The 9,935-nt window shown below is 63.8% G+C and carries 7 protein-coding genes and 1 pseudogene; 6 read left to right on the forward strand and 2 right to left on the reverse strand.

What is annotated here, in order from left to right; genetic code table 11:
* The first annotated feature begins 74 nt into the window (after positions 1–74).
* A complete protein-coding gene (locus tag BRC58_04470; GenBank protein ID PSP18168.1) occupies positions 75–1,772 on the forward strand; it encodes an exopolyphosphatase in 1,698 nt (565 codons plus the stop codon).
* Positions 1,772–3,295 (forward strand): peptidase S10, encoded by a 1,524-nt coding sequence (locus BRC58_04475; GenBank protein ID PSP18169.1) that lies wholly within the window; start codon positions 1,772–1,774, stop codon positions 3,293–3,295. The genes BRC58_04470 and BRC58_04475 overlap by 1 nt, the downstream gene beginning before the upstream one ends.
* Here BRC58_04475 and BRC58_04480 read toward each other — a convergent pair.
* Entirely contained in the window at positions 3,292–4,092 is an 801-nt protein-coding gene (locus BRC58_04480; GenBank protein ID PSP18170.1) for a cobalamin/Fe(3+)-siderophore ABC transporter ATP-binding protein, read from the reverse strand. The two genes, BRC58_04475 and BRC58_04480, sit on opposite strands and share 4 nt — an antisense overlap.
* A gap of 230 nt (positions 4,093–4,322) precedes the next feature.
* Here BRC58_04480 and BRC58_04485 point away from each other — a divergent pair, with 230 nt between their 5' ends.
* The 4 genes and pseudogenes from BRC58_04485 to BRC58_04500 all read left to right on the forward strand — a co-directional run bounded on the left by BRC58_04485 (position 4,323) and on the right by BRC58_04500 (position 8,598).
* Complete coding sequence (locus tag BRC58_04485; GenBank protein ID PSP18171.1) at positions 4,323–5,198, forward strand: hypothetical protein; 876 nt, start codon at positions 4,323–4,325, stop codon at positions 5,196–5,198.
* A 189-nt stretch (positions 5,199–5,387) separates the two neighbouring features.
* Entirely contained in the window at positions 5,388–6,434 is a 1,047-nt protein-coding gene (locus BRC58_04490) for a chlorophyll a/b binding light-harvesting protein (GenBank protein PSP18180.1), read from the forward strand.
* A gap of 41 nt (positions 6,435–6,475) precedes the next feature.
* On the forward strand, positions 6,476–7,963 hold the full coding sequence (locus BRC58_04495; GenBank protein PSP18172.1) for a chlorophyll a/b binding light-harvesting protein: 1,488 nt from the start codon (positions 6,476–6,478) through the stop codon (positions 7,961–7,963).
* Positions 7,964–8,046: 83 nt separating this feature from the next.
* A pseudogene (locus tag BRC58_04500) lies at positions 8,047–8,598 on the forward strand (hypothetical protein).
* Between the two features lie 54 nt (positions 8,599–8,652).
* Here the strand turns inward: BRC58_04500 and BRC58_04505 are convergent.
* Positions 8,653–9,699: an iron ABC transporter permease gene (locus BRC58_04505; protein PSP18173.1), complete on the reverse strand. Its 1,047-nt coding sequence runs from the start codon at positions 9,697–9,699 to the stop codon at positions 8,653–8,655.
* Positions 9,700–9,935: the final 236 nt, after the last annotated feature.

Raw genomic sequence — 9,935 nt, forward strand, 5'->3', positions numbered from 1 at the left:
CATCCAGTGCTTGCTATTACCCGATCCTAAGCTATATCGTTGCCCCACCAAGAGCTAGCTTTGCCCCAAGTGCCATGGTTGCTACCGACTCTGCCCTGCCCAACGCCGTCGATATTGCCCACCCCACCGGTCAAGCCGAACGCAACCTAGCCGCTATCGACATTGGCACGAACTCCATTCACATGGTGATCGTGCGGATTCAGCCCGAGCTGCCGGCTTTTAATATTATCGCGCGCGAGAAAGATACTGTCCGCTTGGGCGAGCGCGATCCCGAAACGGGCGCCATCAAGGCAGAAGCGCTGGAGCGGGGGCTGGCTGCCCTGCAGCGCGGCCGGGATTTGGCGCGCAGCTTTGGCGCCGAGCAAATCGTGGCCGTGGCGACCAGCGCCGTTCGCGAGTCGCCCAATGGGCGCGAGTTCCTCAAGCAAGTCGCCTCGGAGCTGGGGATCTTTGTCAGCTTGATTTCGGGACAAGAAGAGGCGCGCCGCATTTATTTGGGCGTGCTCTCGGGCATGGAGTTCCAGGACCGGCCGCACGCCATTGCCGACATTGGCGGGGGGTCGACCGAGCTCATCCTGGGCGATGGGCGCGAGCCGCGCTTTCTCAGCAGCATCAAGGTGGGGGCGGTCCGCCTGACTGAGGAATTGGTAACCACCGACCCCATCAGCACGGCCGAGTTCGAGTACCTGCAGGCCTACATCCGCGAGATGCTGGCGCGCCCGAGTGAGGAGCTGCGATCGCAGCTGGCCCCCGGCGAGCCACTGCAGCTGGTGGGGACCTCCGGCACCATCGAGACCCTGGCCTCGCTGCATGCCAAGGAAACCCTGGACTGGGTGCCGTCACCACTGCAGGGCTACCAGTTCAGTCGCTCGGACTTGCAAGGCATGGTCGATCGCCTGGCGGCCCGCAACCGCAAGCAACGCGCGGCCATGCCCGGCATTGGCGACAAGCGCGCCGAGATCCTCCTGCCCGGTGCCCTCATTCTGCTGGAGACCATGAAGCTGCTGGGGTGCGAGGACATCACCATTTGCGAGCGGGCCCTGCGCGAAGGGTTGGTGGTGGACTGGATGTTGGCGCACGGCCTGATTGCGGATCGCTTGCGCTATCAGGGCTCGGTGCGGCAGCGCAGCGTGCTCAACATTGCCCACAAGTACCGCGTGGATTTGGCCTACAGCGAGCGTGTCGCGCAGCTGGCCCTGAGCCTGTTCGATTGGACCCAGGGCTGCCTGCACGAGTGGAGCACCCGCGAGCGCGAGCTGCTTTGGGCGGGCGCCATCTTGCACGAGTGCGGCATCCACGTCAGCCACTCCGCCTATCACAAGCACTCCTATTACCTCATCCGCAACGGCGAGCTGCTGGGCTTTACCGAAGCCGAGATTGAGGCGATCGCCAACCTGGCGCGCTACCACCGCAAAAACAAACCCAAGAAAAAACACGAGGGCTACAAGAACCTGCCCGACAAGCAGCACCGCAAGTTGGTCGAGCAGCTCAGTACCCTGCTGCGCCTGGCCGTTGCCCTGGATCGGCGCAAGCTGGGTGCAATCGCGCAGCTGCGCTGCGAGTACCGCGCTAAAGGCAAGGAAATCGTCCTGCACCTGAGCCCGGCGCGCGCCGAGGACGATTGCGCCTTGGAGCTCTGGAGCGTCGAGGACAATAAAGGGCCGTTCGAGGAAGCATTCGGCATTCAGCTGACGCCGCAACTCGAGCCGGCTGCCGTTGCAGGCTCACCTGCCGAGGGGGCCCAAACCGTCGAGCCGCAATCCTCGCGCTAATGGCCGATTCTGCCCCTGCCGAAGCCAGCGATCGCGCCTATCAGCCCCCGGCCGGCCGGGTTAGCGAGTACCAGTTCAGCGGTGACGGTTCGGCGGGCTGGCCCTACCAAGTGCGGGCCGAGTGGCTGCCGCTGCGCGAGCGCGAGCGGGCCGTGGCCGAGGTCTTTCATGTGGCCTATCTGGCTGGCGATGCCCATCCCGGCGAGCGTCCGCTCACCTTTGCCTTCAATGGCGGCCCCGGGGCTTCCTCGGCCTTTTTGCACCTAGGCGCGCTCGGGCCTCAGCGGGTGGCGTTTGCGGCTGACGGTACGGCGCCACCGCCGCCGGTGCAGCTAGAGTCGAATCCGGCAAGTTGGCTGCCCTGGACGGATCTGGTGTTTGTCGATCCGGTGGGGACAGGCTTTAGCCGTCCGCTTGAGGCCGCCTCGGACACATCGGCGCCATCCCAGCAGAACCGTAGCGACACGGCCCAGCGCGACAGCCAAGCCGAGACCGGCAACTTCTACGCCCTACAGCGGGATTTGGATGCGCTGGCCGAGTTCCTGCAGCGGTTTTTATCCCGGCACGGCCGTTGGGAGAGCCCCATCTTTGTTGTCGGCGAGAGCTACGGCGGGTTTCGGGTCGCCAAGCTGACGCAGCTGCTGCAGCAGCGCTACGGCATCGGGCTCAATGGGGCCATCTTGCTCTCGCCGGCCCTGGAGTTCCAAATCCTAGATCCTTCCGATTACGACCTCCTGCCTTGGATCGATACCTTTCCCACCATGGCGGCAACGGCGGCATTCCACGGCGCCAGCCGCACGTGGGCGCCCGATGCCGCACCCGAGACCGTCCGCGCCGAAGCCGCCCGATTTGCTAGCAATGACTTGCCCCGCTTGCTGGTCCAGGGCGCTGCCATGCCGGATGAGGAGCGGCAGGCGCTGCTGCAAACCATGGCGGACATGCTGGGCCTACCCGAAGCGCTAGTGACAGCCGCACAGGGCCGCATTGCCAAGACCACCTTCGTGCGCCACCTCCTGCGCGATCACCGCCGGGTGTGCGGCCTCTACGATGCCACGGTCACCGCCGTCGATCCCTACCCCGACCGCGAGCGTTACGAAGGCCCCGACCCCACTTTGGCCGGCATTGACCGGATATTTGAGGCGGGCATCAACGCCCTGCTGCGCCGCGAGCTAGGACTCGAGACCGAGCGGCCTTACACGTTGGTCAATTGGGAGGCCAACCGCTGCTGGCAGGTGGATCTCGAGCGCCACCTGCTCGAGCGCCAGATTGGCGCTACGGACGAGCTTCGCTACGGCCTGCAGCTCAACCCGCACTTGCAGGTCTATTTGGCGCACGGCTACTACGATTTAGTTACGCCCTTCCACACCAGCGATCGCCTGGTGCAGCTGATGAAGCTGGATGAGGGCGCGGCCGCGCGCTTGGCGGTGGAGCGCTTTGGCGGCGGCCACATGTTCTACACTTGGCCGGCGTCTCGCAGCGCGCTGGCAACTACCATGCAAGCGTTCTACGCGCGCGCGATCTAGCGGCGCGCGGCCACCGCCCGCCGCCCGATGGGCACGCACATGGGCGTGCCGGCCACCGGATCGGGCACGATGCGGGCATCGATGCTAAAAACGGCGCGGACGGTCTGCTCGGTCATGACGCGCTCGGGCAGGCCTTGGGCGTAAATTTGCCCGTCGCGCACGGCCACCAGGTAGTCGCTGTAGCGGGCTGCCTGGTTGATGTCGTGCAGCACCATAACCACCGTCCGCTGCTGCTGGACGTTGAGCTCGGCCAGCAGGTCCAACACCTCCATTTGATGGGCCAGATCCAAAAAGGTTGTGGGCTCATCCAACAGCAGGATTTCGGTGTCCTGCGCCAGCACCATGGCTACCCAGGCGCGCTGGCGCTGCCCGCCCGAGAGCTGCTCCAGCGGACGATGGGCGAATTCCTGCATGCCGGCCAGCTCGAGCGCCCAAGCCACCATGCGCTCGTCCTGGGACGACCACTGCTGCAACCAGCTCTGGTAAGGGTAGCGCCCCTGGGCGACCAAATCCCGCACGGTCAGCCCCTCCGGGGCAATAGGGCTCTGGGGCAAAATGCCCAAGCGCTTGGCGACTGCCTGGGTGGAGCGCCGAAAAATATCGCCCCCATCCAGATAAACCGTGCCGCCATGCGGCTTGAGCAAGCGGGCCAGCCCCTTGAGCAGGGTGGATTTGCCGCAGCCGTTGGGCCCCACCAGGACCGTGATGCGCTCGCTGGGCACCGCTAGTGCCAAATCGCGAATGACGGGCGAGCGGCCGTAGCCTAGGGTCAGGTTTTGCGTCTCGAGCCGGTTCATGGTCTTGCGGCGCCCGATGGGTTGGGGAGACTGCAGGATGGCTTGCCTTGGGGGGCAATTGACGCGCTGCGCCGCCTATAGTGGAACCGACCTTACTACGACAGGGTCAAAGCGAACAAGCCTGGCGCCCGTCGCCGAATGTACCCCTCAGTCGGGACTCAGTTGCAGTTATTGGGGACGGTGCCAGCTTGCGTGTAAGATGATTTTAGTCGCTACCCCAAACAGCTGCCATGAAAGGAACCCCAATTTCGCTAGCCGCTTCGCTGATCTACAGCACGGCGCCACTGATTGCACCAGTGAGCGCCGTTGCCGTGATCGCAACAGTCACAACTTCCCAGCCTAGCCTAGCCCAAGCAAGCGAGGGGTCTGCCCGAGCAGCCCTGCAAATGGGTTTCGAAAACTATAAAAAAGGAAACTACCAAGCCGCAATTGAAGACTTCAACCGCGCCATCGAGCGCGATGGCGAGCTAACGCGGGCGTATTACTTTCGCGGCGTGAGCTACCTGCAGTTAGGCAAGCCCCAAAAAGCGCTCGAGAGCTACAACCAGACCATCGAGCGCGATGAGGACAATGCCAGCGCCTACCACGACCGCGGCGTCGCTCACGCGCAGCTGCAAAATTGGGACAAAGCGCTCAAAGACTACAACCAATCGCTCGAGCTCAAACCCAACCAACCCAATGTCTATCTCAACCGCGGCATTGTCAAAACGCGCCAGGACCAGCTCGAGGCCGCGATTGAGGACTATACCCAAGCCATCGAGCTCGACAGCGAGCTAGCCGGTGCCTACGCCAACCGCGGCGTCAACCACGCCGCCCTCGGCAACCGGCAAAAAGCCCTCGACGACTTTGAAAAAGCTGCCAAGCTCTTTCAGGAACAAGGCAACCAGGAGCGCTACCAGGCCGTTCAAGAGCGGATGCAGAAGCTCAAGCAGCAGGCCGCCGGCACCAACTTCCAACTTGAGAAAGCGGATGAAGGGGATGGCAGTGGCGATGCTGCCACCGACTCAGGCGATGGCACAGCTGCCGAAGGCGAAGACGAGGAAGCTGAGGCCGATACTGACGCTGCTGCGGATGCCGAAGCAGGCGAAGCCGACAACGAGCAATAGCCTCTCCTAGCCGCCCTAATAAGCTTCGCTGCCATGGCGCTGCCCTTCGGGGCAGCGCTTTTTTTGCGAGCGGCTACTTGCGGCGTCCTGTGAACTTTCATTAAAGCCGATCTCAACAAGCTGGCCGTAAGATAAGCTTGCTCGGCAAGTTGTTGCGCTATATTTTCAACTAGCTAGGAGGTGAACGGCATGGCAGCGAGTACGGCCAGCGCGCTCTCGCCCGCGCAAGATCCCGATCGAGCCCCCTGGTGGGCGGGCAACGCGCGCTTGATCCATCACTCAGGCAGGCTGCTGGGCGCGCACGTGGCTCACGCCGGGCTGATCGTCTTTTGGGCCGGGGCCATGACGCTGTTTGAGCTCTCGCAGTTCGACCCGGCTCAGCCCATGTACGAGCAGGGCCTGATCCTGCTGCCACACCTGGCTGCCCAGGGGTGGGGCATTGAAGCTGGCGGCGAGATCGGCAGCACCTACCCCTATTTCGCCATTGGCACGCTGCATCTGATCTCGTCCGCCTTTTTGGGCGCTGGCGGCGTTTACCACGCCCTGTACGGTCCGGCCGAGCTGGAGCGGCGCTTTCCCTTTTTTGGCTACAGCTGGTCCGATGGCAACAAAATGACCACCATCTTGGGCATCCATCTCATCTTGCTGGGGATAGGGGCCTTTCTACTGGTTGCCAAAGCGATGGCCTTCGGCGGCCTCTACGATCCCAGCGTTAGCGATGTGCGGGTCGTGAGCGACCCCACGCTCAACCCGGCGCCCATTTTCGGGTATTTGGTCGATGCCTCAGGCCGCAACTGGCTCGCGGGCGTTGACAACCTCGAAGATCTGGTCGGCGGGCACGTCTGGATCGGCATCCTGCTGGTATTGGGCGGCGTTTGGCACGTGCTGACGCAGCCTTTTGGTTGGGCCAAGCGCGTGCTGGTCTGGTCCGGCGAGGCCTATTTGGCCTACGGCCTGGGTGGGCTGGCCCTAATGGGCTTTGTCGCGACCTACTTTGTCGCCGTCAATACCACCGCTTATCCGGAGGCGTTCTACGGACCGCCCCTAACGGTCAAATTCAACATCGTTCCTTACTTTGCCCACGCTGACCTCGACTACGTCACGGCCCGCACCTGGCTGGCCAACGCCCATTTCTGGTTGGCGTTCTTCCTGCTGCAAGGCCACATCTGGCATGCCCTGCGGGCCGCCGGGTTTGACTTCCGCCGGGGCCGGCGCACAGCCGAGGCTGCCCAATAGCGGCAACGGAGTGCTATCGCAAGAGATTGCAAGGAGGAGTTATGACAGCAACGGCAACTGCACCGGAGGGCGCGCAGCCCCGAGTGGGCTGGTGGGCCGGTAACGCGCGCCTGACCGATCTCTCGGGCAAGCTGCTGGGCGCGCACGTGGCCCACGCTGGGCTGATCGTGTTGTGGGCTGGCGCCATGACACTGTTCGAGCTCTCGCAGTTCGATGCCAGCCAGCCCATGTACGAGCAGGGCCTGATCCTGCTACCCCATTTGGCTGCCCTAGGGTTTGGCGTTGGCCCCGGCGGCGAGATTGTCGATACCTATCCGCTATTTGCCATCGGCGTCCTGCACCTGGTCGCTTCGGCCGTCCTGGGCGCTGGGGGGCTCTATCACGCCCTGCTTGGCCCTGCCGTCCTGCGCCGCGACGAAACCTTTTTGGGGTTTTTTGGCTATGACTGGCAGGACACCGACCGCATGACCAACATCCTGGGTATCCACCTGGTCATGCTGGGCATTGGGGCTTGGCTGCTGGTGGCCAAAGCCATGCTCTGGGGCGGCCTGTTTGACCCAGCTGCAGGCGAGGTGCGCGCCGTTAGCGACCCCACCCTCAATCCCGCAACCATCTTTGGCTACCTGGTCGGCGCTTGGGGGCCTGAAGGCATGGCCGCGGTTGACAACCTGGAAGATGTGGTGGGCGGCCACATCTGGGTGGGCCTGATCTTGCTTGCCGGGGGTGCTTTCCACATCTTTACCCAGCCGTTTAGCTGGGCGCGGCGCGTGCTGGTCTACTCGGGCGAGGCTTATTTGTCCTACAGCCTGGGGACGCTAGCCTACATGGGCTTTTTCGCCGCTTACTTTGTCACGGTCAACGACACGGTCTACCCCGAGACCTTCTACGGCCCGGCCGGGACGTTCGAGACCGAGGCCGGCACCGTCACTGCGCGCGGCTGGTTGGCAACGTTCCACTTCGTCCTGGCCCTGCTGGTGCTGTTCGGCCACATTTGGCACGCCATCCGCGCCCGCGGCCGGGCGGCTGGCTTTGACTTTAGCGCCGGCGATTTCATCGGCCCAGACCGCAGCCAAAGCGAGGGTAATCTCGCCACGCCCGTCAACGGCTCCGACTTTGCCCTGTTTTTCCTCAAGTACTTGCCCATCTATCGCCCCGGGCTCTCGCCGCTGGCTCGCGGACTGGAGATTGGCATGGCCCACGGGTACTTCCTGCTGGGCCCGTTTGCCCGGCTGGGCCCCATGCGCGATGCCGAAGTTGCCAATCTGGTCGGGCTGCTGTCAGCCAGCGGGCTGATCGTCATTCTGACGGTGTGCCTGTCGATTTACGGCACGGCCGCTTCGTCGCGGACGCCCGAGCTGCCCGAGCAGCGATCGCCAGCCCCGAGCGTGCCGGCAGCCCTCCAAACCAGCGAAGGCTGGAGCCAGTTCTCGGGGGCCTTTTTAGTCGGCGGCGTTGGGGGCGCGACCTTTGCCTACCTGCTGCTGGAGAATGCCGATCTGCTGGGCGCTATCGCTAGCGGCTCGGTCTAGATCCGCCCGTACCGGCCTGCCTAGGGAAAGGCGCCTTGGCAGGCCGGTCCCCCCTCATGCAGTAACGAGCAATGGGTAACGCCATGCCGACCCGCCAATCGCAGCAATGCCTGGCCCATTTGAGCCGGTCGACTTTCAGGCGCTACGAACGCCTCTCGCAGCGCGCCAACGACCTTTGGAAGATCGAGCGGGGCGCCGTGCGCAGCTATAGCTGGAACGCGGCCGGCCATGCCATCACGCTGGGCTATTGGGGACCAGGGGACGTGGTGGGCGGTTGCCTGTCGCGCTTTGCCCCCTACAAGACCGAGTGCCTCACCCGGGTCGAGGCCATCCGCATTCCCAAGCGCTACTGGCCGGCGCTGGCTGAGGCCATTCTGACGCACGCCCAGCAGACCCAGGAACTGCTGCAAATCGTTCGCTCGCCCAGTGCCTATGGCAACTTGCGGCAGCTGCTCGACTGGCTCGCTGGTAAGTTCGGTCGGCCGGTGCCGGCGGGGCAGCTCATCGACTTGCCGCTGACCCACCGCGAGATCGCTGAATCCATCGGGACGGCACGCGTCACGGCCACTCGCTTGCTCAATCAGTTAGAGGTTGAGGGAGCAATCGTCCGCCAGCGACAGCACCGCGTCATTGTGTGCCACCCCGCAAGATCGCTCGGTGTCCCTGATGGCAGCGAAGAGATAGCTAGCTCAATAGGGGCGGCGGAGCACCAGCAAATAGATCAAAAACGGCGCCCCGATGGCCGAGGTGATCGAGCCGCAGGGGAGTTCGGTCCCCGGAAACAGGACCCGGCCGAGCAAATCGGCTACGACCACCAACATGCCGCCCATCAAAGCCGCCGTGGGGACCAAGCCTTCGTGCGCAGCGCCCACTAGGCGGCGGGCCAAATGCGGCGCCATCAATCCGACGAAACTAATGCCGCCAGCCGTAGCGACAGCACTGCCAGCCAGTCCCACGCTGGTTAGCAACAGCACCCCGCGCTGCCACTCCACGCGGCTGCCCAACCCAGCGGCCAGCGCATCCCCCAAACTGAGGGTGTTGAGCTCGCGCGCCATGACCAGCGCCAGCACCCCCAAAACCACCAACCAAGGCACCAGGGCCAGTACATGGTCCCAGCTGCGCCCGTAAACGCTACCGGTAAGCCAAACGAGTGCCCGCGACACGTTGTCGATTTGGCCGAAGGCCGTCATAAAGCCCGTCAGCGAGCTCACCAGACTGTTGAGGCCGATCCCCACCAGCACGAACCGCACCGGCGAGCTGCCGCCCTGCCAAGCCAGCAGATAGACCAGCACCGAGACGGCTAGGGCGCCGCCAGAGGCTGCGAACGGCAGCAGCGAGACGGAGGCATTGGGGAGCGCCACGATCAGCGTGACGGCCGCCAAGGCAGCACCGGCGTTGACGCCAATGATGCCGGGGGCCGCTAGCGGATTGCGCGTGATGCCTTGAATGAGCGTGCCCGCGATCGCCAGCCCTATCCCCACAAGGACGGCCACCAAAGCGCGCGGCAAGCGCAGCACGTTAACCACGAACGGATGGTTGGGATCGCCGGTTTCGAGTCCCAGGATGGTTTTGATAACCGCCAGCGGCGGCACGCGGTACTCGCCATAACTGACGCTTGCCACCACGGCCATGCCCGTGACGAGCGCTAGCGCCAGCAGCGCAACGGGCACCCGCCGGTCGAAGCGGAATGAGAGCGGCGGCCGTTGGGTGCGCAGGACTAGCCAGTACGAAGCCATGCCCAAGATGCGGTTGCCCCGCTTGGAAACTGACGAATCCAAACTCCCTCAAATCCCTTGCGCGTTGCAATAGCTTGTCGCGCGAAAAGCGCTGGTCAGCCAAGCTGTTTGCCTGAGCTAGGCTTGCAATACCTCTCATACCAATTCTCGTGGCTTGTGCACTAGATTGCGATCTCCAAAACCCCTTCAATATGGGAGTCATGTTCTTTGGTAAGCGTGCATCCGCTGCTCAAATT

This window comes from Cyanobacteria bacterium QS_8_64_29 (genome assembly GCA_003022125.1).
GTDB lineage: Bacteria > Cyanobacteriota > Cyanobacteriia > Cyanobacteriales > Rubidibacteraceae > QS-8-64-29.